The organism is Curtobacterium sp. VKM Ac-2889 (assembly GCF_015350855.1).
Classification (GTDB): Bacteria; Actinomycetota; Actinomycetes; order Actinomycetales; family Microbacteriaceae; genus Curtobacterium; species Curtobacterium poinsettiae.
The window spans coordinates 21,829-45,538 of record NZ_JADKSC010000003.1; the positions used below are offsets into that span (position 1 = coordinate 21,829).

Annotated in this window: 25 protein-coding genes and 2 tRNA genes; 24 read left to right on the forward strand and 3 right to left on the reverse strand. The window is 71.1% G+C overall.

The window, feature by feature from the left end; genetic code table 11:
- Positions 1–95 precede the first annotated feature (95 nt).
- The 11 genes from ITJ50_RS10330 (at position 96) to ITJ50_RS10380 (ending at position 7,955) form a co-directional block, all read left to right on the forward strand.
- Positions 96–1,379, forward strand: a complete 1,284-nt coding sequence (locus ITJ50_RS10330) for an ABC transporter substrate-binding protein (RefSeq protein WP_040419670.1) — start codon at positions 96–98, stop codon at positions 1,377–1,379.
- Between the two features lie 116 nt (positions 1,380–1,495).
- Positions 1,496–2,521 carry a carbohydrate ABC transporter permease gene (locus ITJ50_RS10335; RefSeq protein WP_017887131.1) on the forward strand — a complete coding sequence of 342 codons (1,026 nt, stop codon included), beginning with the start codon at positions 1,496–1,498 and terminating at the stop codon, positions 2,519–2,521.
- Complete coding sequence (locus tag ITJ50_RS10340; RefSeq protein WP_159557891.1) at positions 2,518–3,429, forward strand: carbohydrate ABC transporter permease; 912 nt, start codon at positions 2,518–2,520, stop codon at positions 3,427–3,429. Before ITJ50_RS10335 ends, ITJ50_RS10340 begins: the two co-directional genes overlap by 4 nt.
- 5 nt (positions 3,430–3,434) lie before the next feature.
- Positions 3,435–3,893 (forward strand): hypothetical protein, encoded by a 459-nt coding sequence (locus ITJ50_RS10345; protein ID WP_194590451.1) that lies wholly within the window; start codon positions 3,435–3,437, stop codon positions 3,891–3,893.
- A 21-nt stretch (positions 3,894–3,914) separates the two neighbouring features.
- Positions 3,915–4,922 (forward strand): LacI family DNA-binding transcriptional regulator, encoded by a 1,008-nt coding sequence (locus ITJ50_RS10350; protein WP_194590452.1) that lies wholly within the window; start codon positions 3,915–3,917, stop codon positions 4,920–4,922.
- A gap of 181 nt (positions 4,923–5,103) precedes the next feature.
- Complete coding sequence (locus tag ITJ50_RS10355; RefSeq protein ID WP_194590453.1) at positions 5,104–5,739, forward strand: MBL fold metallo-hydrolase; 636 nt, start codon at positions 5,104–5,106, stop codon at positions 5,737–5,739.
- Between the two features lie 325 nt (positions 5,740–6,064).
- Positions 6,065–6,140 (forward strand) — tRNA-Glu (locus ITJ50_RS10360).
- A 33-nt stretch (positions 6,141–6,173) separates the two neighbouring features.
- Positions 6,174–6,249: transfer RNA gene (locus ITJ50_RS10365), tRNA-Glu, on the forward strand.
- Between the two features lie 271 nt (positions 6,250–6,520).
- Positions 6,521–6,967, forward strand: coding sequence for a fluoride efflux transporter FluC (locus ITJ50_RS10370; protein ID WP_194590454.1), 447 nt, complete (start codon positions 6,521–6,523; stop codon positions 6,965–6,967).
- Positions 6,964–7,353: a fluoride efflux transporter CrcB gene (gene crcB, locus ITJ50_RS10375; protein WP_042539687.1), complete on the forward strand. Its 390-nt coding sequence runs from the start codon at positions 6,964–6,966 to the stop codon at positions 7,351–7,353. The genes ITJ50_RS10370 and crcB overlap by 4 nt, the downstream gene beginning before the upstream one ends.
- Positions 7,350–7,955, forward strand: a complete 606-nt coding sequence (locus tag ITJ50_RS10380; RefSeq protein ID WP_017887138.1) for a histidine phosphatase family protein — start codon at positions 7,350–7,352, stop codon at positions 7,953–7,955. The genes crcB and ITJ50_RS10380 overlap by 4 nt, the downstream gene beginning before the upstream one ends.
- A 288-nt stretch (positions 7,956–8,243) precedes the next feature.
- On the opposite strand, the gene ITJ50_RS10385 is transcribed toward ITJ50_RS10380, so the two are convergent.
- Positions 8,244–9,311 carry an FUSC family protein gene (locus tag ITJ50_RS10385; RefSeq protein ID WP_042539685.1) on the reverse strand — a complete coding sequence of 356 codons (1,068 nt, stop codon included), beginning with the start codon at positions 9,309–9,311 and terminating at the stop codon, positions 8,244–8,246.
- A 225-nt stretch (positions 9,312–9,536) separates the two neighbouring features.
- On the opposite strand from ITJ50_RS10385, the gene leuC reads away from it, so the two are divergent.
- The 6 genes from leuC to ITJ50_RS10415 all read left to right on the forward strand — a co-directional run bounded on the left by leuC (position 9,537) and on the right by ITJ50_RS10415 (position 16,022).
- Positions 9,537–10,994 (forward strand): 3-isopropylmalate dehydratase large subunit, encoded by a 1,458-nt coding sequence (leuC, locus tag ITJ50_RS10390; RefSeq protein ID WP_056068985.1) that lies wholly within the window; start codon positions 9,537–9,539, stop codon positions 10,992–10,994.
- Positions 10,994–11,590, forward strand: coding sequence for a 3-isopropylmalate dehydratase small subunit (leuD, locus tag ITJ50_RS10395; RefSeq protein WP_017887141.1), 597 nt, complete (start codon positions 10,994–10,996; stop codon positions 11,588–11,590). Before leuC ends, leuD begins: the two co-directional genes overlap by 1 nt.
- Entirely contained in the window at positions 11,590–12,957 is a 1,368-nt protein-coding gene (gene murA, locus ITJ50_RS10400; protein WP_031259726.1) for a UDP-N-acetylglucosamine 1-carboxyvinyltransferase, read from the forward strand. The genes leuD and murA overlap by 1 nt, the downstream gene beginning before the upstream one ends.
- A gap of 5 nt (positions 12,958–12,962) precedes the next feature.
- Positions 12,963–13,787 (forward strand): lysophospholipid acyltransferase family protein, encoded by an 825-nt coding sequence (locus ITJ50_RS10405; protein ID WP_017887143.1) that lies wholly within the window; start codon positions 12,963–12,965, stop codon positions 13,785–13,787.
- Positions 13,788–13,866: 79 nt separating this feature from the next.
- Positions 13,867–14,880: an NAD(P)H-dependent glycerol-3-phosphate dehydrogenase gene (locus ITJ50_RS10410; RefSeq protein WP_031259730.1), complete on the forward strand. Its 1,014-nt coding sequence runs from the start codon at positions 13,867–13,869 to the stop codon at positions 14,878–14,880.
- A gap of 59 nt (positions 14,881–14,939) precedes the next feature.
- On the forward strand, positions 14,940–16,022 hold the full coding sequence (locus tag ITJ50_RS10415; RefSeq protein WP_017887145.1) for a D-alanine--D-alanine ligase family protein: 1,083 nt from the start codon (positions 14,940–14,942) through the stop codon (positions 16,020–16,022).
- A gap of 9 nt (positions 16,023–16,031) precedes the next feature.
- Here ITJ50_RS10415 and ITJ50_RS10420 read toward each other — a convergent pair whose 3' ends face one another.
- Entirely contained in the window at positions 16,032–16,514 is a 483-nt protein-coding gene (locus ITJ50_RS10420) for a DUF3515 family protein (protein WP_017887146.1), read from the reverse strand.
- A gap of 24 nt (positions 16,515–16,538) precedes the next feature.
- On the opposite strand from ITJ50_RS10420, the gene thiL reads away from it, so the two are divergent.
- Complete coding sequence (thiL, locus tag ITJ50_RS10425; RefSeq protein ID WP_056068982.1) at positions 16,539–17,534, forward strand: thiamine-phosphate kinase; 996 nt, start codon at positions 16,539–16,541, stop codon at positions 17,532–17,534.
- 102 nt (positions 17,535–17,636) lie between these two features.
- Here the strand turns inward: thiL and ITJ50_RS10430 are convergent, their stop codons facing one another.
- Entirely contained in the window at positions 17,637–18,197 is a 561-nt protein-coding gene (locus tag ITJ50_RS10430; RefSeq protein ID WP_017887148.1) for an RsmD family RNA methyltransferase, read from the reverse strand.
- A gap of 98 nt (positions 18,198–18,295) precedes the next feature.
- Between ITJ50_RS10430 and ITJ50_RS10435 the strand changes: the two genes are divergently transcribed.
- The 6 genes from ITJ50_RS10435 to mutM all read left to right on the forward strand — a co-directional run bounded on the left by ITJ50_RS10435 (position 18,296) and on the right by mutM (position 23,700).
- Entirely contained in the window at positions 18,296–20,524 is a 2,229-nt protein-coding gene (locus ITJ50_RS10435; protein ID WP_071251635.1) for an ATP-dependent DNA helicase RecG, read from the forward strand.
- A gap of 38 nt (positions 20,525–20,562) precedes the next feature.
- Positions 20,563–21,048: a pantetheine-phosphate adenylyltransferase gene (gene coaD / locus ITJ50_RS10440; RefSeq protein ID WP_017888275.1), complete on the forward strand. Its 486-nt coding sequence runs from the start codon at positions 20,563–20,565 to the stop codon at positions 21,046–21,048.
- A gap of 93 nt (positions 21,049–21,141) precedes the next feature.
- Positions 21,142–21,726, forward strand: a complete 585-nt coding sequence (locus tag ITJ50_RS10445; protein ID WP_017888274.1) for a YceD family protein — start codon at positions 21,142–21,144, stop codon at positions 21,724–21,726.
- 55 nt (positions 21,727–21,781) lie between these two features.
- Positions 21,782–21,985 (forward strand): 50S ribosomal protein L32, encoded by a 204-nt coding sequence (rpmF, locus tag ITJ50_RS10450; protein WP_017888273.1) that lies wholly within the window; start codon positions 21,782–21,784, stop codon positions 21,983–21,985.
- 13 nt (positions 21,986–21,998) lie between these two features.
- Complete coding sequence (rnc, locus tag ITJ50_RS10455; RefSeq protein ID WP_017888272.1) at positions 21,999–22,724, forward strand: ribonuclease III; 726 nt, start codon at positions 21,999–22,001, stop codon at positions 22,722–22,724.
- A gap of 4 nt (positions 22,725–22,728) precedes the next feature.
- On the forward strand, positions 22,729–23,700 hold the full coding sequence (mutM, locus tag ITJ50_RS10460; RefSeq protein ID WP_194590455.1) for a bifunctional DNA-formamidopyrimidine glycosylase/DNA-(apurinic or apyrimidinic site) lyase: 972 nt from the start codon (positions 22,729–22,731) through the stop codon (positions 23,698–23,700).
- Positions 23,701–23,710 lie beyond the last annotated feature (10 nt).

Here is a 23,710-nt window from a genome sequence, read left to right on the forward strand (position 1 = left end):
GCTTCCTCCTCCAGCAGGCAGTGTCGCCTGCTCCAGGGCAGCGGTGTCGTGCTCCGACCGAGCCGTCCTGGTGATCTCAACGAGGAGACAACGCTGTGAAGACAACACGCGCCAGGGTGCGGTTCGCGTCCGTTGCGGGGGTCGCGGTCATCGGGCTCGTGCTCACCGGATGCTCGAGCGGCAGTTCGGCGGACGACGACGCCAAGAGCGGCCAGGACAGCCGCGGACCCATCACCTACGTGCAGGGCAAGGACAACTCGAACGTCGTCCGCCCGCTGATCGCGAAGTGGAACAAGGCCCACCCGGACGAGAAGGTCACCTTCAAGGAACAGTCCGACCAGGCCGACCAGCAGCACGACGACCTGGTGCAGCACTTCCAGGCCAAGGACGAGAACTACGACGTCGTCGACGTGGACGTCGTCTGGACCGCCGAGTTCGCCGCGAAGAAGTGGCTCACGCCGCTCACCGGCGAGATGAAGCTCGACACCTCGAAGCTCCTGCCGTCGACGGTGAAGACCGCGACCTACAACGACACCCTCTACGCCGCGCCGCAGACCTCGGACGGCGCGCTGCTCTACTACCGCAAGGACCTCGTCAAGACGCCCCCCACCACGTGGAAGGAGATGATGGACGACTGCACGATCGCGAAGGCCGCCGGCATCGGTTGCTACGCGGGGCAGTTCGCGAAGTACGAGGGCCTCACCGTCAACGCGTCCGAGGCGATCAACGGCTCCGGCGGTTCGGTGCTCGGCAGCGACGGTGCTCCCGACGTCGACACCGACAAGGCGAAGGCTGGTCTGCAGAACCTGGTCGACGCGTTCCAGGACGGGAACATCCCGGCCGAGGCGATCACCTACCAGGAGGAGCAGGGCCGCACCGCGTTCGAGGACGGCAAGCTGCTGTTCCTGCGCAACTGGCCCTACGTCTACAGCCTCGCCAAGACCGACGGCTCGTCGAAGGTCAAGGACACCTTCGGCATCGCGCCGATCCCCGGTGCCGACGGCGTCGGAGCCTCGACGCTCGGTGGGCACAACGCGGCCATCAGCGTGTACTCGAAGCACAAGGCGACGGCGCACGACTTCCTCGAGTTCCTGACCTCGGACGAGACGCAGAAGTTCTTCGCGACCCAGGGCTCGCTCGCACCGGTCGTCGGTGACCTCTACACGGACCCCGAGCTGACGAAGCAGCTGCCCTACCTGCCGACGCTGCTCAAGTCGATCGAGTCGGCGGAGCCGCGCCCGGTCACGCCGTTCTACCCGGCCGTCACGAAGGCGATCCAGGACAACACCTACGCGGCGCTCAAGGGGTCGAAGTCGGTCGACGAAGCCATGAAGGACATGCAGGACGCCCTCAAGGCCGCGACCGACAGCGGGAGCTAGCGGCCGCACCGCGGCTTCCGCCGCACCTTCCGGACAGGAGGCCCGTGGCGGGTCCGCCACGGGCCTCCCCTCCGTCCCCACTTGCGTTCCGACACCCCCGGCAAGGAGGCCGACACGTGTCAGCAGCAACCGAGATCCCCGCAGCCGTCCCGAACCCGACGGGCACGGAACCGAAGCCCCAGCGGCGCAAGGGCGGGCTCAACGCCGAGCACGGCCGGTGGGCCGTGTACCTCATCGGCCCGACGATCGTGCTCCTGGCGGTCGTCATCGGGTACCCCGTGGTCAGCGCGGTCATCCAGTCGTTCCAGCTCGACCAGGGCCTCGACAAGGCGACCGGTCTGTTCGTCGAGGGCGGCTTCGCCGGAGTCACGAACTACGTGCACTGGCTCGGCCAGCGGTGCGGGGACGTCGCGTGCCCACCCGGCAACCTCGGCTCCCAGTTCTGGGTCGCCTTCGGGAACACGTTCTTCTTCACGATCGTGACCGTGGTCCTCGAGACCGTCATCGGTCTGTGGATGGCGATCATCATGAACCGCAACTTCAGGGGCCGCGCCCTCGTCCGCGCCGCCATCCTGGTGCCGTGGGCGATCCCGACCGCCGTCACCGCGAAGCTCTGGTACTTCATCTTCGACGCGAACGGCGTGCTCAACCACGTGATCGGGCACCAGGTCCTCTGGTTCTCCGACGAGTGGGCGTCACGGTTCGCCATCGTCATCGCCGACACCTGGAAGACGACGCCGTTCATGGCGCTGCTGATCCTCGCGGGCCTGCAGCTCATCCCCGAGGACGTCTACGAGGCGGGGAAGATGGACGGCGCTTCGACGCTCCAACGCTTCTTCCTCATCACGCTGCCGCTCGTCCGGCCGGCCCTGATGGTCGCCATCCTGTTCCGCGTCCTCGATGCCCTGCGCATCTACGACCTCATCGCGATCATGACCGGCGGTGGTGGTGGTTCCGGGAACGCGACCGTGTCGCTGTCGGTGCTGGTCGTCGACCAGATCCGGCAGGGGTTCAATGCCGCATCCGCCCTGTCCACCATCACGTTCCTCATCGTCTTCATCGTCGCGTTCGTCTTCGTCCGGTTCCTCGGCGCGAACGTCGTGCAGACGCAGGCAGCCCAGCAGAAGGGTGAACTCAAGTGACCCTCGCAGCAGATCGTCCCCGGCGCACCGCCGCGACCCGCGACCGGGCGACGGACCGTCCCGACGTGCGGGTCCGACGCCGGACGGGCCCGAAGCTCCGGACCGCCGTGCAGGCCGTCGTCATCGCCGTCTGGTGCCTCCTGCCGTTCTACTGGATGGTGGTCACGAGCTTCCGCGAGGTCGGGTACACGTTCGACGCCACCCCGTGGTTCACCCACGTGACCCTCGACAACTACGCGACCGCGTTCTCGACCGCACTGGGCAACCACCTCGGCAGAGCCCTCCTGAACAGCGTGTTCATCGGCGTCGCGGTGACCGTCATCGCCCTGCTCGTCGGCACCACGGCGGCGTACGCGCTGGCCCGGCTCGAGTTCCGCGGCAAGTCGTTCATCGCCGGTGCGATCCTGGCCGCGTCGATGTTCCCCGGTGTCGCCCTCATCTCGCCGCTGTTCCAGCTGTTCACCGACATCGGCTGGATGGGGTCGTACCAGGCACTCATCCTGCCGAGCATCTCGTTCGTGCTGCCCCTGACCGTGTACACGCTCGCGTCGTTCTTCCGCGAGATGCCGTGGGACCTCGAAGAGGCCGCCCGCATCGACGGGTGCACCCGGGTGCAGGCGTTCCGGCGGATCATCCTGCCGCTCGCGGCGCCCGCGGTGTTCACCACGGCGATCCTGGCGTTCATCTCGAGCTGGAACGAGTACCTCATCTCGTCGCAGCTCTCGAGCGACGCGACACAGCCGGTGACCGTGGCGATCGCCTCGTTCGCCGGGTCGCAGCCGCACCAGGAGCCCTACACGGCGGTGATGGCCGCCGGCACGATCGTCACGATACCGCTCGTGGTCCTCGTGTTGATCTTCCAGCGGCGCATCGTGGCGGGGCTCACCGCCGGCGGCGTGAAGGGCTGACGGCCGTGGCCCAGCGCGGACCCACCCGTCCCACCGCCCACATCGAGGAATCGATCGGCTTCGTCGGCATGTTCGGCATGCTGTTCCTCGGCGTCACGGTGTTCTGCGAGCTCACCGGGCGACCGGCACTCGGCTGGGCGCTCACCCTGCTGGTGTGCGTGCTCGGTGTCGTCGCCCTCGACCGCTGGCGGGTGCGGGTGCTCCGCCGGCACGCCGAGGTCGACGGTGTCGGTGCCACTCCCGCCATCGCTGGGTTCCGCACCGCGCGCGGCGACGACCACCGGCGCCGGCCACGACCCTCCGCGGACGGGCGGGTGCACCGGCACAGCGGGTGGGACGAGCTCGCACCAGCCGGTCGTCGAGCGCCGCACGGCGCCCGCCGGGCCGCAGCGGCCGTCGCGCACGCCACCCCCGGCACTGCGGCCGACCGACCGGCGGACGTGACGCACGGGACGGACGGCTGACGGGCCTCCCGGGTCGCACCGATGGGGATCCAGGAGATCGCGACCGTCACGGGGCTGTCGAAGTCGACGGTGTCGCGGGCGCTCCGCGGCATGTCGAACGTGGCCGACACCACGATCGACGAGGTGCGCCGGGTCGCCGACGAACTCGGGTACGTCCCGAGCTCGGCGGCGGCCGGTCTCGCCACCGGGCGTCAGCGCGCCGTCGGGGTGGTCGTGCCCGTCATCGACCGATGGTTCTCCGTGCAGGCTCTCGGCGGTGTCGACGCGGAGCTCCGCCAGGCCGGGTACGACCTGGTCCTCTACAACCTCGGCGGCCCGGGCGGCGACCGTGACCGGGCGTTCCGGCGCTCGATGCTGCGGCACCGCGTCGACGGCCTCGTGCTGCTCTCCCTGGTGCTCGACGCCACCGAACGGGCCGAACTCGAACTCAGCCGACACCCGATGGTCGTCATCGGCGGCCCCGCACCGGGCCTGCGGAACGTGGGCGTCGACGACCGCGAGGTCACCCGGATCGCCGTCGAGCACCTGCACGGACTCGGGCACCGGCGGATCGCCTACGTGGGCGGCCAGGACGAGGCCGGCCTGAACGTCGCCGTGCCGCACCTGCGTCGGGACGGGTTCCTCGACGCGATGCGGTCGGCGGGGTCCGCGGTGCCGGAACGGTGGTCCCTGGACGGCCGGTTCTCGTTCGCCGGTGGGACCGCCGCCGGGGCCGTGCTGTTCGCCGAGCCGGCGACCGCGCGACCGACGGCGGTGCTCTGCGCCTCGGACGAGATGGCCCTCGGCGTCCTGCTGGCCGCCCACCGAGCCGGCCTCGCAGTACCCGAAGCCGTGTCCGTGATGGGGATCGACGGCCACGAGTTCGGTGCCACCGTCGGACTCACCACCGTCGCGCAGGACCCGGTCGCCCAGGGGCGGACCGCGGCGCGGGCGGTGCTCGCCGAGGTCGACGGCGGTGTGGCCGGCCCGATCGCGGCGGCACCGGCGCACCTGGTCGCCCGAGCGTCGACGGGGCCGCCGCCGGGGTGAGGTCGGCGGCGCGTGGGTGGCGTGGGCGTGGGCGGCGTGGGCGTGGGCGTGGGCGTGGGCGTGATCGACTCGGAACGACGTTCCCGATGTCGTACGACAACGGCGATGTCGTTCCGAGCCGACGCAGCCCCAGCGGCCCTCCCTCGCTCGGCTCGGCTCGGCTCGGCGTAGCCTCGCCCGCATGGAGGTCACGAAACTCGAACACGCCTGCCAGATCATCACCGAGGGCAACACCCGCTTGGTGCTCGACCCGGGCAACTTCACCCGCCCGGTCGACGTCACGGGTGTCGTCGCCGTCGTCGTGACCCACGAGCACCCGGACCACGTCACGCCCGAACAGCTGCACCGGATCCTCGCCGCCGACCCCGATGCCGTGGTGTTCGGCCCCGAAGGCGTCCGCGCGGCGCTCGCCGACTCCGGCATCGCGGTCGAGGTCGTGACCGACGGCGACCACCGCACCGTCGGCCCGTTCGAGCTCTCCTTCCACGGCACCCGACACCAGCTCATCCACTCCTCGGTGCCGATCGTCGACAACACCGGCGTGCTCGTGAACGGCCGGCTGTTCCACCCGGGGGACTCGTACACGGACCCGGGCGTCCCCGTCGAGGTCCTCGCAGCGCCCGTCGGGGCACCGTGGCTCAAGGTCGGCGAGATGATGGACGCCGTCGCCGCGATCGCGCCGTCCCGCGCGTACCCGATCCACGAGGCCACGCTCTCCGACATCGGCTACGACATGCACACGGGGCGGCTGCGCGAGGCCGTCGAACCCGCGGGGTCGCTCGTCGTGCTGCGGCCGGGGGAGTCGCTCACGATCTGACCGCGCGGGCGGACGGGAGGCCCGTGGCGGGCCCGCCCCGCGCCTCCCTTCCGAGGGGCGGTCGCGTCCACGGCCGCGCGACCGATGCGTGCGCATGTTGCGACAGACTGCGCGTCGTTCGACGGGTGTTTCGTCGCTCGATGCGCACGCAACGGATGCGTGTGCAGGTTGCGACAGAACGCGCGTCGTTCGACCGGTGTTCCGTCGAAATCTGCACGTGCAGCGAGCGCCGTATGCCGGGCGCAGCACGACGGCGCACCCGGGCGACACGCCCCGTTTTGGTGCGGATGCAGGGCTTGTGCAATACTTGTCGAGTTGTCGGAACGGCCCCATCGTATAGCGGCCTAGTACGCTGCCCTCTCACGGCGGTAACGCGGGTTCGAATCCCGCTGGGGTCACCACAGGTGACATGCTCCGAGTCCGACAACAGCCGCGGCCCCATCGTATAGCGGCCTAGTACGCTGCCCTCTCACGGCGGTAACGCGGGTTCGAATCCCGCTGGGGTCACCAGCACACGAAACCCCCGCCGAGCTCCTGCTCTGCGGGGGTTTCGTCGTCCCCTCCGACAGGCGGTGTCGACCCGGCTCGGCATATGTGCGCATCCACAGACCGTCCAGGTGCGGGCGATCGCGGGCGCCGCGGGTGGGGCGGTACGCTGTCGACGTCGCCAGACCCGGCAGTGGGGCCTGCCGGACCCAACCGCGCACCAGCCGCCAACGGTCCCTATCCCGAACACCGCACGCGCGGAGACGATCCGGCGTGCTCGGCGATAGGAGTACCGATGACCGATGAGCGCCCACCACACCTGCGATGGGGCTTCATCACCCTGGTCGCCCTCGGCGGCGCGATCGGGACCACCGTCCGCGCACTGCTCGCTGCGGCGTTCCCCGCACACGACGGCATCAGCTGGACCATCCTGGCGATCAACGTCGTCGGGGCGTTCTGCCTCGGGTTCCTGCTCGACGCGCTCGCACGCCGCGGCGCCGACGTCGGTCGTCGTCGCGCGGCCCGCCTGTTCGTCGGCACCGGCGTCCTGGGCGGCTTCACGACCTACAGCACGCTCGCGGACGACACCGCGCAGCTGCTCGACCTCGGCCGGTGGACGGCCGGCAGCGGGTACGCCCTGCTGTCGGTCGTGCTCGGACTCGCCGCGGTCGTCCTCGGTCTCTGGGTCGCCGCGGCCACCCGGCCCCGCACCCGCCCGGAACCGCTGCAGGATGCCCGATGAGCCCCGTCGAACTGCTCCTCGTCGCGGTCGGCGGGGGAGCAGGCGCCGCGCTGCGCTTCGTGCTCGACGGCCTCGTCAAGGGCCGCGTGGCCCGTTCGCGGTTCGCCGGGTTCCCGGTCGGCACGCTGCTCATCAACGTGTCCGGGTCGCTCCTGCTCGGCGTGCTGACGGGCCTCGGACAGGCCGGCACCATCCCCGCCTCGACGGTCGCGGTGCTCGGGACGGGCATGATGGGTGGGTACACGACGTTCTCGACGGCGAGCGTCGAGACCGTACAGCTCCTCCGATCCGGCAAGACCCGGCTCGCCGTCCTGAACGGCCTCGGGATGCTCGTCGTCTCGGTCGGCGCAGCTGCGCTCGGCCTCTGGATCGGAAGGAACTCATGACCTCGGAACGCCCCGGCGAACTCGTCCTCGTCCGTCACGGAGAGACGGAGTGGTCGAAGAGCGGGCAACACACCGGCCGCACCGACATCCCGCTCACCGACAACGGCGTCGAGCAGGCGAAGCGCGCAGGCCGGTACCTCGGGGACCGGTCGTTCGCGCTGGCGCTGTCGAGCCCGCTGCAGCGCGCCCGCGACACCGCACACCTGATCGGCGTCGAGCCGGAGCTCGACGAGGACCTGTACGAGTGGGACTACGGCGCGTACGAGGGCCTCACCACCCCGCAGATCAAGGTGCTGCGCCACGGACCGTGGGACCTGTGGACCGACGGCGTCCCCGCCGGCGACACCCCCGGTGAGAACGCCGCCGAGGTCCGGGTCCGCGTCGAGCGCATCCTGAACCGTGCCCGTCCGGTGCTCGCCGAGGGCCACGACGCCGTGTTCATCGCGCACGGCCACGTGCTGCGGGCGCTCGGCGCCGCGTGGATCCGGCTCGCACCGCAGGACGGTGCCGTGCTGAAGCTCGGCACCGCCTCGGTCAGCGTCCTGGGCTACGAGCACGGCCGCCCCGTCATCGACGCCTGGAACATCCAGCCGCGCGACTGACGCGCTGGTGGGGCGTCCGGTGCTCGCGAAAGCGACAGACCCGCGGCACCCGGTGCGGTCCCGTCCGCGAGAGCGACAGACCTCCGCGGTTGTTCCGCAGCGATCTGTCGCTTTCGCAGGGCGCGGTGGTCGTGACCACGGACGGACGGGAGGCCCGTGGCGGCCCCGCCACGGGCCTCCCGTCCGTCGTCCGCGCCCGTTCCTTCCCCTGTCACGCGCGATGGCAGGCGGAATCGGGCATCCCTGGTCGGAAGGAATGACCAGGAACGCCCGGAACGACCGGGTGCGTCAGACCGTGCGGATCGCGCTCGTCGCACCGAGGGCACGGCCGCGCCGGCGCTCGATCGCACGCCCGACGAGCAGCAGCCCCACGCTGACCACGGCACCGAGCACGGTCTGCGCGATCCGGTCGAGCGCGAGCAGCTGGGGCGCCTCGGGCAGGCTCAGCCACGAGACCGCCAACGCAAGCGGGGTGAGGAACAGCAGGCACACGGCGTAGTTCCGGGCGACGAAGATCTCGGCGAAGAACTGCCCGACGACGGCCAGCACGACGATCCACCACGCCGACGGTTCGAGCAGCAGGACGCCGACCGCGACCACGGTGCCCCCGATCGTGCCGACCACACGCTGCCCGGCGCGGACGACGGTGTGCCGCTGCCGGATCGCCGGCAGCGTCGACACCACCGCGATGACGGCCCAGTACGGGTGGCCGAGTCCGGGGATCGACTCCGCGACCGCACCGGCAACGAGTGACCCGACGACGTTGAGCCCGACGGTCTCCCACAGGGCCGGGGTCCCGAGGACCGCGAGCGAGCGGTGCTTGCGGTCGGCCAGCGGGCGGAACCGGTGCGGGGCGTGCGGGTGGAGCACCCGGCGGAGCACCGAACCGGACATCGCGACGAGCCAGGCCCAGACCACCGAGCACACGATGATCGTCGCGACGAGCGGGACGTCCGCCGGACGCATCGGGACGAGTGCGGACACGACGAACGCGAACACCGGGAAGATCGGCTGAGCGGGGATCGCCCGGAGCGCGGAGAGGGTGCAGACCGCGACCACCAGGACGACGACGAGACCCACGGCCTGCAGCCAGAGCGGCGACCCGACGAGCCCGACCCCGACGCCGGCGAACATGCAGAGCGTCTGCAGTGCACCCGCGACGCCGGTGGTGACGGCACGCTGCCGGTAGGGCTCGGTCGCACCGAAGATGGCGGTGAACCCGGCGAACATGGCGAAGGCGGCGTACCCGGGCATCCCGAGGGCGATGAGCAGCGCGAGCGGTGCGCCACCGGCGATCGCGGCGCGGGCCGCGCCCTCGAGGTTGATGGTCCGGGTCGAGTGCGCAGGTGTCGTCATGTCGTCCCCATCTTCCCACCGCGACAGGTGTCGGGGAGTCGCCCCGGGCCTCCAGGCCGCGCCGTCACGGGGTGACGGGCGTGCGACGGCGGGGTGACGGGCCCGCGACGGGCGGGGTGCCGCCCGTGCAACGGGCGGGGTGCCGCGCGTTGGTATACCAATGGTAGAGTCGCCTGATCGTGCCGCGGTCGCGGCGCAACGACGAGGACGAGGAGGGCCGGGCTCATGGGAAAGACGCTCGCCGAGAAGGTGTGGGACGACCACGTCGTGGTCAAGGGTGAGGACGGCAACCCCGACCTCCTCTACATCGACCTCCACCTCGTGCACGAGGTGACGAGTCCGCAGGCGTTCGACGGCCTGCGGCAGGCCGGTCGGCCGGTCCGTCGCCTCGACCTGACGATCGCGACCGAGGACCACAACACCCCCACGCTCGCCATCGACCGCCCCATCGCGGACCCGACGAGCCGGATCCAGATCGAGACCCTCCGTCGCAACTGCGAGGAGTTCGGCGTCCGCCTGCACTCCCTGGGTGACAAGGAGCAGGGCATCGTCCACGTGGTCGGCCCGCAGCTCGGCCTCACCATGCCCGGCATCACCGTGGTCTGCGGCGACTCGCACACCAGCACCCACGGGGCCTTCGGTGCGATGGCGTTCGGCATCGGCACGTCCGAGGTCGAGCACGTCCTCGCCACGCAGACCCTGCCGCTCAAGCCGTTCAAGACGATGGCGATCACGGTCGAGGGCACGCTGCGCCCCGGGGTGACGGCGAAGGACATCATCCTGGCCGTCATCGCGAAGATCGGCACCGGCGGCGGACAGGGCTACGTGCTCGAGTACCGCGGCTCCGCGATCCGCGCGCTCTCGATGGAGGGGCGCATGACGATCTGCAACATGTCGATCGAGGCCGGTGCCCGCGCCGGCATGGTCGCCCCCGACCAGACGACCTACGACTACGTGCAGGGCCGCGACCACGCCCCGACCGGTGCGGACTGGGACGACGCCGTCGCCTACTGGGAGACCCTCGCCACGGACGACGACGCCGTGTTCGACGCCGAGGTGTTCATCGACGCCGACGACCTCGAGCCCTTCGTCACCTGGGGCACGAACCCCGGCCAGGGCGTCTCGCTGTCCGAGAACGTGCCGGACCCGTCGAGCTACAGCGACCCCAACGACCAGGCCGCAGCACGCCGGGCCCTGGAGTACATGGACATCACCGCCGGCACCCCGATGAAGGACATCGCCGTCGACGCGGTGTTCATGGGGTCCTGCACGAACTCGCGCATCGAGGACCTGCGGGCCTTCGCGTCGATCATCAAGGGCCGCACCAAGGCCGACGGCGTCCGGGTGATGGTCGTGCCCGGCTCCGCCCGCGTCCGGCTCGAGGCCGAGGCCGAGGGACTCGACAAGGTGTTCACCGAGTTCGGCGCCGAGTGGCGGTTCGCGGGCTGCTCGATGTGCCTCGGCATGAACCCGGACCAGCTGGCGCCGGGGGAGCGCTGTGCGAGCACCTCGAACCGCAACTTCGAGGGGCGCCAGGGCAAGGGCGGCCGTACGCACCTGGTCTCGCCGCTCGTCGCCGCGGCCACCGCGGTGCGCGGCACGCTGTCCAGCCCGTGGGACCTGGAGACCGACGACGAGATCGCGGCGGCGACGTCCGCCACCGCCACCGAGGGGACCTTCTGATGGACAAGATCACCACCGTCACCGGCATCGCGGCCCCGCTCAAGCGGTCCAACGTCGACACCGACCAGATCATCCCCGCGGTCTACCTGAAGCGCGTCACGAAGACCGGTTTCGAGGACGCCCTGTTCTCCGGGTGGCGCCAGGACCCCGACTTCGTCCTGAACCAGGAGCGCTACCAGGGCGCCCGCGTCCTGATCGCCGGCCCCGACTTCGGCACCGGGTCGTCCCGCGAGCACGCCGTCTGGGCGCTCCGTGACTTCGGCTTCTCGGTCGTGATCTCGCCCCGGTTCGCGGACATCTTCCGGGGCAACGCCGGCAAGCAGGGCCTGGTCACCGCGATCGTGACCGAACCGGAAGTCGAGCGGCTGTGGGCCGTCATCGAGGCGAACCCGGGCGTCGAGGCGACGGTCGACCTCGTGACGCAGCGCGTGTCGCTGGGGGATGTGGACGTCCCCTTCGAGATCGACGCTTACACTCGTTGGCGGTTGATGGAAGGGCTCGACGACATCGGGCTCACCCTCCGTGACGAGACCTCGATCACGGAGTTCGAATCCCGCCGCTCCAGTTGGCGGCCGAAGACATTGCCGGTGAAGTAGTGAACTCTCTCGTACAAGACGCAGCGGCCGCAGGGGCGCGCGTGGGCCTCACGTCGGACGAGATCGTCATCCGCGGGGGCAAGCCCCTCGTGGGGCGCATCGAGGTCCGTGGGGCGAAGAACCTCGCGACCAAGGCCATGGTGGCGTCGCTGCTCGGTGACACCCCGTCGATCCTCCGTGACGTGCCGGACATCTCCGACGTCAAGGTGGTCCGCGGGCTGCTCGAGGTGCACGGCGTGCGCATCACCGATCCGGCACGAGGCGAGCTCATCCTCGACCCGTCGCGCGTCGAGTCGGCGCACTTCGCCGAGATCGACGCCCACGCCGGCTCGAGCCGCATCCCGATCCTGTTCTGCGGCCCGCTGCTGCACAAGCTCGGCGAGGCGTTCATCCCCGACCTCGGCGGCTGCCGCATCGGCGACCGCCCGATCGACTTCCACCTCGACGCGCTCCGCGCCATGGGCGCGGTCGTCGACAAGCAGGTCAACGGCATCCACCTGACGGCCCCGGACGGCCTGACCGGCGCCTCCATCGAGCTGCCGTACCCGAGCGTCGGCGCCACCGAGCAGGTCCTGCTCTCGGCGACCCTCGCCAAGGGCGTCACGGAGCTGCGGAACGCCGCGATCGAGCCCGAGATCATGGACCTCATCGCGATCCTGCAGAAGATGGGCGCCATCGTCTCGGTCGAGCCGAACCGCGTCATCTTCATCGAGGGTGTCGAGTCGCTCCGTGGCTACACGCATCGTGCGATCAACGACCGCAACGAGGCCGCGAGCTGGGCCTCCGCAGCGCTCGCCACCAACGGCGACATCTTCGTCGAGGGTGCGAACCAGCAGGAGCTCATGACGTTCCTCAACGTCTTCCGCAAGGTCGGCGGCGGGTTCGACATCCAGGAGGACGGCATCCGGTTCTACCGCGAGCTGGACACCCTGAAGCCCGTCGTCATCGAGACCGACGTGCACCCCGGCTTCATGACGGACTGGCAGCAGCCGCTCGTCGTCGCGCTGACGCAGGCCGACGGCCAGAGCATCGTGCACGAGACCGTCTACGAGAACCGCTTCGGCTTCACCGACGCCCTGAACGAGATGGGTGCCGACATCGTCGTGCACAAGGAGGGGCTCCCCGGCCACGACCGCCGTGTCGCCCGCCGACCGTTCGAGCAGGCCGCCGTCGTCACCGGGCCCACGAAGCTGCACGCCGCGAACGTCCGCGTCCCCGACCTGCGCGGTGGCTTCAGCCACCTCATCGCGGCGCTGACCGCCGAGGGCGAGTCGCACATCACCAACGTCGGCATCATCAGCCGCGGCTACGAGCACTTCATCCCGAAGCTGCGCAAGCTCGGCGCCGACTTCGACTTCGCTGGGTAGGCACCGTGCGGGCTGAAGGCAAGGGCGACGGTCTGGAGGCCCGTGGCGGCTCCGACGCGCAGGTCGCGACCGGCATCCCCGTGCGTGGGCGCCGGTGGCGCCGCGGCGAGCTGAACACCGCGTTCCGCATCGTCGCCTCCATCGTCATCCCGACGTTCCGGTTCTCGGCGCGCTACCACTGGCACGGCCCGAACCGCCTGCCGGCCGAGGGCGCGTTCGTGCTCGCGCCGAACCACTTCACGAACATCGACCCGCTGGTCGTGGGCACCGCCGTGTACATCTCGAAGCGGGCGCCGCGGTTCCTGGCGAAGGCGTCGCTGTTCACGGTCCCCGTGGTCGGCAAGCTCATGTCCGGCATGGGGCAGATCCCGGTCGAACGCTCCGGCCGGACGCGTCTGAGCGACCCGCTCGGCGGCGGCCGGTCGCTCGTCGAGCAGGGCGGGGCGATCATCGTCTACCCCGAGGGCACGCTCACGCGCGACCCGGACCTGTGGCCGATGCGCGGCAAGACGGGCGCGGTCCGGATCGCGCTCGAGAACGACGTCCCGATCATCCCGATGGCCCACTGGGGCACGCAGAACATCATGGCGCGGTACGGCAAGAAGCTCCGGCTGTTCCCGCCGTCGCGCGTCGACGTGATCATCGGCGACCCGGTCGACCTGTCGGCGTACCGCGGTCGGCCGATCGACCAGCAGATGCTCGGCGAGGCCACCGAACTCGTCATGCGCGAGATCACCGCGCTGCTCGAGGTGCTCCGTGGTGAACGGGCACCCGCGACCCGCTGGGACCCGGCGGCGAACAACCAGAAGGAGACCGGCCGGTTTGAGTGACCTCCGCCCCCACGACGACCGACCCGACCCCGCTGCGGCGGCTCCCGGGGCCTTCGACACCGCTGCGATCCGGGTGGTCATGCAGTCGACCGACAAGCCCCGGGTGGCCGTCATCGGTGCCGGCAGCTGGGGCACCACGTTCGCGAAGGTGCTGGCCGAGGGCGGTGCGTCCACCGTGGTGTGGGCCCGGCGCCCCGAGGTCGCCCGCGAGATCACCGAGACCAAGCGCAACTCGGACTACCTGCCCGGCATCAACCTGCCGCGCACGCTGACCGCCTCGACGTCCCTCGAGCGCGTGCTCGACGGTGCCTCGCAGGTGTACGTCTCGGTGCCCTCGCAGACCCTGCGCTCCAACCTCGCCGCGATCCGCGAGCTGCTGCCCGCCGACGTGCCGGTCGTCAGCCTGATGAAGGGCGTCGAGAAGAGCACGGGGCTGCGGATGAGCGAGGTCCTGCTGCAGGGCCTCGGCATCGACCAGGACCGCATCGCCGTGGCCAGCGGCCCGAACCTGGCGCTCGAGATCGCCCGCCGGCAGCCGACCGCCGCCGTGGTGTCGTCGTCCTCGCTGGAGACCGCCACCGACGTCGCCGCCGTCGCGACGAACCCGTACTTCCGGTCGTTCATCAACACCGACGTCATCGGCACCGAGTTCGGCGGCGTGCTGAAAAACCTCATCGCCGTGGCGATCGGCATCGTCGACGGGGTCGGCTACGGCGAGAACACCAAGGCCTCGATCATCACCCGCGGCCTGGCCGAGATGACCGACTTCGCGGTGTCGCTCGGTGCGCAGTCGTCCACGCTGTCCGGGCTCGCGGGCCTCGGCGACCTCATCGCCACGTGCCAGTCGCCGCTGTCGCGGAACAACACCGCCGGGCGGCTGCTCGGTCAGGGCTACCGGTTCGACGAGGTCGTCCGCCAGATGAACCAGACGGCGGAGGGGCTGGCCTCGGTCGCCCCGATCCTCGAGCTGGCCGCGGCGAACGGTGTCGACATGCCCATCGTCAGCCAGGTCGGCGAGGTCCTCGCCGGTAGGCTCGATCCGCGCAACATCGCGCCGCACCTCACCGAGACCGACGAGCCGCAGGGCGAGTGACCGGTCCCGCACCGAGTCACGAAGGGACTCCCGTGCCCACGATCCCCGAGGGAACCCCCATGCCCAGGACCACCGTCGCCGTGCTCTTCGGCGGTCGATCGAGCGAGCACGAGATCAGCTGCGTGACCGCAGGCGGCATCATGGACGTCGTCGACCGGTCCGAGTACGACCTGGTGCCGATCGGGATCACCCAGGACGGTGCCTTCACGCTGCAGTCCGACGACCCGGCGCAGTGGACGATCCGCGACGGCGCGCTGCCGACCGTGCCCGACAACGGCACGCGGATCGCGTTCCCGACGTCCCCGGCCACGAACGAACTCGTCGTGTCGCACCCCGACGGCACCGTCACCGCGATCCCGGTCGACGTGGTGTTCCCGATCCTGCACGGCCCCTTCGGAGAGGACGGCACGATCCAGGGCCTGCTCGAGATCGCCGGGCTGCCCTACGTCGGCGACGGCGTGCTCGCGAGCGCCCTGGCCATGGACAAGCACGTCGCCAAGGCCGTGCTCGAGCACGCCGGGCTGCGGGTCGCCCCGTGGACAACAGTGCTCCGCCGGCAGTGGGCGGCCGACCCGGTCGACGTCGCCGAGACGGTCGCCGCACACGGCTGGCCGCTGTTCGTCAAGCCGGCCCGAGCGGGATCGAGCATGGGCGTCTCACGCGTCGACGACCCCTCGCAGCTGGGTGCCGCCATGGACCTGGCGTTCGAGCACGACTCCAAGGTCATCATCGAGCCGCGGGTGATCGGCCGCGAGGTCGAGGTGGCCGTGCTCGAGGGGCGCGACGGTGCGCCGCGGACGAGCCTGCCCGGCGAGATCGTGGTGGCCGAGGACGGCTTCTACGACTTCGCCTCGAAGTACCTGGGCGGCGACGAGTCGCTGCTCTGCCCGGCCCCGCTGACCGAGGCGCAGACCGACGAGATCCGCTCGATCGGCGCGCGCGCGTTCGAGGCCATCGGCGGTTCGGGCCTGGCCCGTGTCGACTGCTTCCTGACCGACGACGGCTTCGTCGTGAACGAGGTCAACACGATGCCGGGCTTCACGCCGCTGTCGATGTACCCGCGCTGCTGGGCGGCGTCGGGCGTGTCCTACGGCGAGCTGGTCACCGAGCTCATCGAACTGGGTCGCGCCGCCGTCCGCTGACCAGGTCGGTCAGCCCTGCACGTCCGCCGGGTCGAGGCACTCGTGTCCGTCCTTCGGCAGCGACGACACGGCGTCGGACAGCTCCTGCACGACCGACGTGGTCTTCGTCGAGTCGACGACGACCTGCACGGCCGGCGACCGTCCGAACGTGGTGAAGACGACCTGGTCGCCGCGGTCGTCGCGGATCCAGTCGACGCCGCCCTGCGAGAAGCACGGCAGGTCGGACACGGTGGGCACGGCGACGCCGCAGTGGTAGATCGCCACCTCGGGGTCGCCCCAGGCCGCCGTGGCCTGTGCGTTCGTGTTCCGCAGGTCGAACTTGGAGCCCACGGTCGCGGGCAGTCGGACCTGCACGGCGGCACACGCTGCGGCGTCGGCCGACGGCGCTGCGGTCATCGAAACGGCGTTCGTGCACCCGGTCAGCCCGGCGGCGAGGGTGATCACGACCCCGACGATCGCGAGGGTTCGAGGGGTGCGGCGCGCGGTGTCCATCGCCGTCCAGGCTACCGTTCTCGTGTGGACGCGACGGACGACGCCTGGACCGGACCGACGGTGGGGGAGCTCGGCGAACTCGTCGTCCTCGACCGGATCACGAGCCGCCTGCCGACCGGGACGCCGATCCTCGGCCCCGGTGACGACTGCGCGGTGGTGGCAGCACCCGACGGTCGGTTCGTCGTCACGACCGACATGATGGTCCACGGTCCGGACTTCCGGTGGGCATGGTCGTCGCCGACGGACGTCGGGTGGAAGGCCGCCGCCACGAACCTCTCCGACGTCGGGGCGATGGGTGCGGTGCCGAGTGGCCTCGTGATCGCCCTGGCCGCGCCGCAGGACACCCCCGTCGCGGTCCTCGAGGGCATCGCCGACGGCTTCCGGCTCGCCGTCGACGCGCTCGCGCCGGGGTGCGGGGTGGTCGGTGGGGACCTCTCCACCTCGGCCACGTTCACGGTCACCGTCACCGCCTTCGGGGACCTGCGCGGCCTCGCACCCGTGCTGCGGTCGGGCGCCGGGGTCGGTGACGTGCTCGCGGTGTCCGGCGAGACGGGTCGTGCCGCACGTGGGCTGTCCCGGCTGTTCCGCGACGGCGTGGACGACCGGGGCGAGCCGGACCGCGCAGCGACCGTGACGAGCGGCGCCGACACGGACCCCGACGTCGGACGGCAGCGTCGCCCGGTCCCGCCGATCGCCGACGGCCCGCTCGCCGCGCAGACGGGGGCCACCGCGATGCTCGACCTGTCGGACGGCCTGGCGATCGATGCCGGCCGGATGGCGCGCGCGAGCCGCGTCACGCTGGAGATCGACGCCGAGGCCGAACTCGACGACGCCGCGCTGCACGGCGGCGAGGACCACGGACTCCTCGCCACGTTCCCCGCCGACGTCGTCCTGCCCGGGGGCTTCCGCCGCATCGGCGTCGTGCGGGAGCGTGGCGACGCAGACCTGTTGCGCGCCGGCTCCCCGGTGCCGACGACCGGCTGGGACCCCTACGCCGACTGGGACGGCGCCGCCGGCTGACCCGGCTGACCCGATCCGGTCGGTGCAGGACCGTGTTGCGACAGGACACGCGTCGTTCGACAGGTGCACTGTCGCAGAACGCGTGCACAGGCGCACCGCGCCTCAGTCGGCGGCGACGGCCTCCCACGCGACGGTCTCGCCGTAGCTGCGCTTGCTGAACGGCGCGAGCCCCGTCGGCCAGGTGGGTTCGGGGGAGCGCTTGCTCCGCTCGACCACGACGACGGCGTCGGGAGTCAGCTTCGGCGCCAGCGCCTCGAGCACCTCGGCGAGCTCGTGCTCCGTGACGTCGTAGGGCGGGTCGATGAACACCAGGTCGAAGGTGCGGACGGTTCCGCGCAGGTACCCGAGCACGGGCTGCGGCTGCACGTCGATCCGGACACCGGGGATCCGCTGCTGCACCGCCTTCGCGTTCGCCCGGCACGCCTGCGCCGCTGCGGACGCCCGGTCCACCAGGACCACCTCGACGGCCCCTCGCGATGCCGCTTCGAGCCCGAGCGCGCCCGTCCCCGCGTACAGGTCGGCCACCGACGTGTCCTCGACCAGTCCCCGCGCCTCGAGCGACGAGAACAGCGCCTCACGCACGCGGTCGCTCGTCGGCCGGGTGCCGGACTTCGGCACGCGGAGCGTCAGGGAGCCGGCGGCACCGGCGATGATGCGGGTCATGCAGCCACCGTATCGGCCCGGCGGGTCCGTTCCGGCGTTCTCCACAGGCCCATTCGGGAGGCGCGGGTGGGGTCGGTCGTGCCCGGTACCGTTGGACCGTGGTCACCTCCGGAACCCCCGCTGCGCCGGCCGCGCCCGACCTCGGTCCGGCGCCGCTCGACGCGCGGCTCGCGAACGTCCTCGGCGGTCGGACGGCGACCGCGATCGAGAAGGCCTTCGGCTACCGCACGGTGGGGGAGTTCCTCGAGCACGCGCCGCGTCGGTACGCCGAGCGTGGTGCGCTGACGGCCCTCGACTCGCTCGCGATCGGCGAACCGGTCACCATCGTGGCCGAGGTGGTCGACGTCCGCGAACGCACCATGCGCGCGCGTCGTGGCTCCATCCTCGAAGCGAAGATCGGTGACGGCAAGGGGCTGCTCACCCTGACGTTCTTCAACCAGGGATGGCGCACGAAGGACCTCGTGCCCGGCGCCCGCGGCATCTTCTCCGGCAAGGTCAGCGACTACCGCGGTGCCCGGCAGCTCGCCCACCCGGACTACGAGCTGTTCGACCCGGACGACCCACGGGCCACCGCCGACCCCGGTTCCGACGAAGCGATCCGGTGGTCGCGCCAGCCGATCCCGATCTACCCGGCGACGGCCTCGCTCACCTCGTGGCAGATCGCGAAGTCCATCGGCATCGTCCTCGACACCCTGCCGGACCTGCCCGACCCCGTGCCCGCGTCCGCGCGGTCCCGGCTCGACCTCGTGCCGTTCCGCCGGGCTCTCGAACTGCTGCACCGCCCCGAGAAGGTCGCCGACTTCAAGCGCGCGCAGGACGCCCTGCGCTACCGCGAGGCGTTCGTGCTGCAGACCGCCCTGGTGCAGCGCCGGATCGCGGCCCGTCGCACCGCGGCGACGCCGCGCGTGGCCGCTCCCGGTGGCATCCTCGAGCGCTTCGACGCCACCCTGCCCTTCACGCTGACCGACGACCAGCGTGCCGTCGGTGCCGACATCGACCACGACCTCGCCCGTACCTGGCCCATGCACCGCCTGATCCAGGGTGAGGTCGGTTCCGGCAAGACCCTCGTGGCGATCCGGGCCATGCTCACCGTGGCCGAGTCCGGCGGGCAGTCCGCGCTCATCGCCCCGACCGAGGTGCTTGCGGCGCAGCACCTGCGGTCCATCGTGAAGTTCCTCGGTCCGGACCTGGCGGCCGAACTCCGACCGGTGATCCTGACGGGGTCGCAGTCCACCGACGAACGCCGTCGTGCCCTGCTCGCCGCGGTGTCGGGCAGCTCACGGCTGGTCGTCGGCACCCACGCCCTCCTGGGCGACCGGGTGGACTTCGCCGAGCTCGGACTCGTGGTGGTCGACGAGCAGCACCGCTTCGGCGTCGAGCAGCGCGAGGCCCTCCGCACCAAGGGCACGACCCCGCCGCACGTGCTCGTGCTCACGGCCACACCGATCCCGCGCACCGTCGCGATGACCGTGTTCGGCGACCTCGACGTCTCGACCATCACGGGCATGCCGTCGGGGCGTGCCGGCGTCGAGACCTTCACCGTCCCGCTGGCGGAGCACCCCGGCTGGGAGCCCCGGATCTGGTCGCGGATGGCCGAGGAACTCGCGAAGGGCCGGCAGGCGTTCGTCGTCTGTCCGGCCATCGACGACGCCCACACCGAGGACGACGGGGAGCCGGAACCCGCCGAGGCCGAGGCCGACGCCCCGAAGCGCGCTCCTGCGACCGTCCTCGCCACGGCCGAGCGGATGCGCACCATGCCCGCGCTCGAGGGGCGCTCGATCGCGGTCCTGCACGGCCGGATGACCGCCGACGAGAAGGACCGCGTGATGACGTCCTTCGCCGCCGGTGACCTCGACGTCGTCGTGGCCACGACCGTGATCGAGGTCGGGGTCGACGTGCCGAACGCGGCGATGATGGCGGTCCTCGACGCCGACCGGTTCGGTGTCTCGCAGCTCCACCAGCTGCGCGGTCGCATCGGCCGTGGGCAGTGGGCCGGTGTCTGCCTGCTCGTCACCACGGCCGAGCTCGAGACCACCTCGCGTGAGCGCGTCGACGCGGTGGCCGCCTCGGACGACGGCTTCGAGCTCGCCCGGATCGACCTCGAGCTCCGACGCGAAGGCGACGTCCTGGGTGAACGGCAGTCCGGTGGGCGGTCCTCGCTCAACCTGCTCCGGGTGGTCGAGCACGCGGACCTCATCGTCGACGCGCGCGAAGAAGCCGAGCGGGTGCTCGAACCCGACCCGGAGCTCGAGGGTTCGCCGGCCCTCCGTGACGCGCTCGCCCGGCGCCTCGACGAGTCCGACGCGGCGTTCCTCGGCAAGAACTGACCCGGGGGCACGACGGCGCGCGCGGTATCGTCGCTGCCATGGCGCAGATCGCGGTGGTCCCCGGTTCCTTCGACCCCGTCACCCTCGGGCACCTCGACGTCATCGGCCGCGCGGCCGGGCTCTTCGACGAGGTGCACGTCCTCGTGGTGCACAACCCCGACAAGAAGCCGGCGATGTTCGAGGCGGTCGACCGGGTCCGGCTCATCCGGGACTCGCTGGTCGAGGTCGGCGCGCCCGGGACGGTCACGGTCGGCGAATGGACGTCGGGCCTGCTGGTCGACTACTGCCGACAGGTCGGCGCGAAGGTCCTGGTGAAGGGCGTGCGGTCCGGCGAGGACGTCGCGTACGAGACCCCGATGGCCATCATGAACCGCCACCTGGCCGACGTCGAGACGGTGTTCCTGCTGCCCGAGGCGTCACGGGCGCACGTGTCGAGCTCGCTCATCCGCCAGGTGTCGTCCCTCGGCGGCGACGTCACGCCCTACGTGCCGAAGACCGTCGCGGACGCCCTCGCGGCCCGCTGAGCGTCCCCGGGGCGGCATCGCGTCCGGACACGCCTGTCGCCACCTCGACTCTCGGCCTGGATCGCGCTAGGCTTGTCGATCGTGTCTTCCCCCGTGAACAGCCCCTACGCCCTGCGCGTGCGCGACCTCGCGCACCGGCCGGGCGAGATGCGCGAGCACTCGCTCGACATCGAGGTGCCCGACGCGATGGGGGCCGGTCTGATCGCCGTCCGCCAGGGTGCGGAACTGCGGATCGACGTCAAGCTCGAAGGCCTGCACGAGGGCGTCCTCGTGTCCGGGCACGCTTCAGCCGACGCCGCGGGGGAGTGCTCGCGCTGCCTCATCGACATCAGCGAACCGATCGAGGTCGATTTCGCCGAGCTGTTCGCGTATGATGCCTCGGAGGATTTCGACTTCTTCGTTCGCGATGACCACGTGGACACCGAACAGGTCGTTCGAGATGCGGTGGTGCTGTCGCTGCCGTTCCAGCCGGTCTGCCGACCGGACTGCCCAGGACTCGACCCGGTGACGGGTGAGCGTCTGGCCGACCTCGGCGAGCAGCCCGCTCGTCAGGTGATCGACCCCCGGTGGGCAGCGCTCAGCGGGATCGCTCTCGACGACAGTGCTGCAGGATCCACCGACGGTGACACCACCGCACCGAAGACCACCGAGGGCGAGGAGCGGGCCGAGACCGAGTAGGTCCCGACACCGCCAGCCCCCGTTCCGACCACCGACCAACCGAAAGAGATTCACCATGGCCGTTCCCAAGCGCAAGCAGTCCCGTGCGAACACGCACGCCCGTCGTTCGCAGTGGAAGGCCACGCCGATCCAGCTCGTGAAGACGATCGAGAACGGTCAGGTCACCTACAGCCTCCCGCACCGCGCGAAGGTCGTCGAGGACTCGGCCGGCACGCCCCTGTACATGGAGTACAAGGGCCGCAAGGTCGCCGACGTCTGATCGGACCGAACGCATGACGACAACGTCCGGCGCTGCGGGGTCTCGCCCCGCGGGGCCGGACGTCGTTCGTCTGCAGGGCATCCTCGGGGTCGACATCGATCTCGAGCTGCTCCAGCTCGCCCTGACGCACCGTTCCTACGCCTACGAGCACGGCGGCATCAAGCACAACGAGCGCCTCGAGTTCCTCGGGGACTCGATCCTCGGCCAGGCCGTGACCGTGAAGCTCTACCGGTCGTTCCCCGACCTCGACGAAGGCGACCTCGCCAAGCGTCGAGCGAGCCTGGTGTCGACCGTGGCGCTGGCCGAGATCGCCCGGATGATCGGGCTCGGCCGCTACCTGCGCCTCGGCAAGGGCGAGGAACAGACCGGTGGGCGCGACAAGTCGTCGATCCTGGCCGACACGGTCGAAGCCGTGATCGGCGCGACGTACCTGTCGGCCGGCCCCGACCCGGCCACCGAGCTCGTGCTCCGTCTGGTCGAGCCGCTCATGATCGACCCGGACCGCTTCGGCGCCGCGATGGACCCGAAGACGAGCCTGCAGGAGCTCGCCTCGAGCCGCTCGCTCGGCAACCCGGCGTACCGCGTCACCGAGACCGGCCCGGACCACGACAAGACCTTCACGGCCACGGTCGTCCTGCAGGGCGAGGACATCGCCACCGGCACCGGGTCGAGCAAGAAGGCAGCCGAGATGGCCGCCGCGCTCGACGCGTGGACGCGGCTGTCCGGTCGAGCGGCCTGACCGCGTGCCCGAACTCCCCGAGGTCGAGGTCGTCCGCGCCGGCCTCGAACCCGCCGTCAGCGGCGCGCGGGTCCTGCACGTCGACGTGGTCGACGACCGTGCCCTGACCCGGCACGACGGCCCCGCCGAGGACTTCGCCGACCGACTGACCGGTCGCACCATCGCCGCCGCCGTCCGCCGGGGCAAGTTCCTCTGGATGCCGCTGCAGCCCGAGCACGACGGGGACCGCCCCGAGGCACTCGTCGCCCACCTCGGCATGAGCGGGCAGATCCTGCTGGGCCGTGGTCGGCAGGCGGCGAAGCACCGGCGGATCCTCATCGACGTGCAGCCCGCGGGCACCGACCGTGCGGGTGCGTCGGAACCCCCGGTGGAGCTCGAGTTCGTCGACCAGCGCACGTTCGGTTCGATGGCGATCGACGCGATGGTGCCGACGATCGACGGTGCTCCCGCCGGGTTCGGCGGGCAGGTCGACGCGACCGACCCCGACGCCGTGTGGCGCCGCTGGGTGCCCGGCCAGGTGTCGCACATCGCGCGTGACCCACTCGATCCCGCGTTCGACGACGACCGGTTCACCGCGATGGCCCGGAAGCGCTCGAGCGGCATCAAGCGGGTGCTGCTCGACCAGGGTGTCGTGAGCGGCATCGGCAACATCTACGCCGACGAGTCGCTGTGGGCGGCGAAGCTGCACTACGACCGCGCCGCCGACCGGCTCACCCGCGCCGACCTGCGACGCCTGCTCGACGAGGTCCGCGCCATCCTGCGCCGGGCGCTCGAGGACGGCGGCACGAGCTTCGACGCCCAGTACGTCAACGTGAACGGGCAGTCCGGGTACTTCTCGCAGCGCCTGAACGTCTACGGCCAGCAGGGCAAGCCGTGCCCCCGCTGCGGCACCACGATCGTCCGCGAGGCCTTCATGAACCGGTCGAGCCACATCTGTCCCGTGTGCCAACCGCGTCCCCGTGCCCGCACGCGTTAGCCTGACGCCA

Bases quoted from the DNA above. Each gene is read 5' to 3' on its own strand.
- ITJ50_RS10350 (WP_194590452.1), top strand. From the start codon at position 3,915: ATGGGGATCCAGGAGATCGCGACCGTCACGGGGCTGTCGAAGTCGACG.
- ITJ50_RS10355 (WP_194590453.1), top strand. From the start codon at position 5,104: ATGGAGGTCACGAAACTCGAACACGCCTGCCAGATCATCACCGAGGGC.
- ITJ50_RS10370 (WP_194590454.1), top strand. From the start codon at position 6,521: ATGACCGATGAGCGCCCACCACACCTGCGATGGGGCTTCATCACCCTG.
- crcB (WP_042539687.1), top strand. From the start codon at position 6,964: ATGAGCCCCGTCGAACTGCTCCTCGTCGCGGTCGGCGGGGGAGCAGGC.
- ITJ50_RS10380 (WP_017887138.1), top strand. From the start codon at position 7,350: ATGACCTCGGAACGCCCCGGCGAACTCGTCCTCGTCCGTCACGGAGAG.
- ITJ50_RS10385 (WP_042539685.1), bottom strand. From the start codon at position 9,311: ATGACGACACCTGCGCACTCGACCCGGACCATCAACCTCGAGGGCGCG.
- leuC (WP_056068985.1), top strand. From the start codon at position 9,537: ATGGGAAAGACGCTCGCCGAGAAGGTGTGGGACGACCACGTCGTGGTC.
- leuD (WP_017887141.1), top strand. From the start codon at position 10,994: ATGGACAAGATCACCACCGTCACCGGCATCGCGGCCCCGCTCAAGCGG.
- ITJ50_RS10410 (WP_031259730.1), top strand. From the start codon at position 13,867: ATGCAGTCGACCGACAAGCCCCGGGTGGCCGTCATCGGTGCCGGCAGC.
- ITJ50_RS10415 (WP_017887145.1), top strand. From the start codon at position 14,940: ATGCCCAGGACCACCGTCGCCGTGCTCTTCGGCGGTCGATCGAGCGAG.
- ITJ50_RS10420 (WP_017887146.1), bottom strand. From the start codon at position 16,514: ATGGACACCGCGCGCCGCACCCCTCGAACCCTCGCGATCGTCGGGGTC.
- ITJ50_RS10430 (WP_017887148.1), bottom strand. From the start codon at position 18,197: ATGACCCGCATCATCGCCGGTGCCGCCGGCTCCCTGACGCTCCGCGTG.
- coaD (WP_017888275.1), top strand. From the start codon at position 20,563: ATGGCGCAGATCGCGGTGGTCCCCGGTTCCTTCGACCCCGTCACCCTC.
- rpmF (WP_017888273.1), top strand. From the start codon at position 21,782: ATGGCCGTTCCCAAGCGCAAGCAGTCCCGTGCGAACACGCACGCCCGT.
- rnc (WP_017888272.1), top strand. From the start codon at position 21,999: ATGACGACAACGTCCGGCGCTGCGGGGTCTCGCCCCGCGGGGCCGGAC.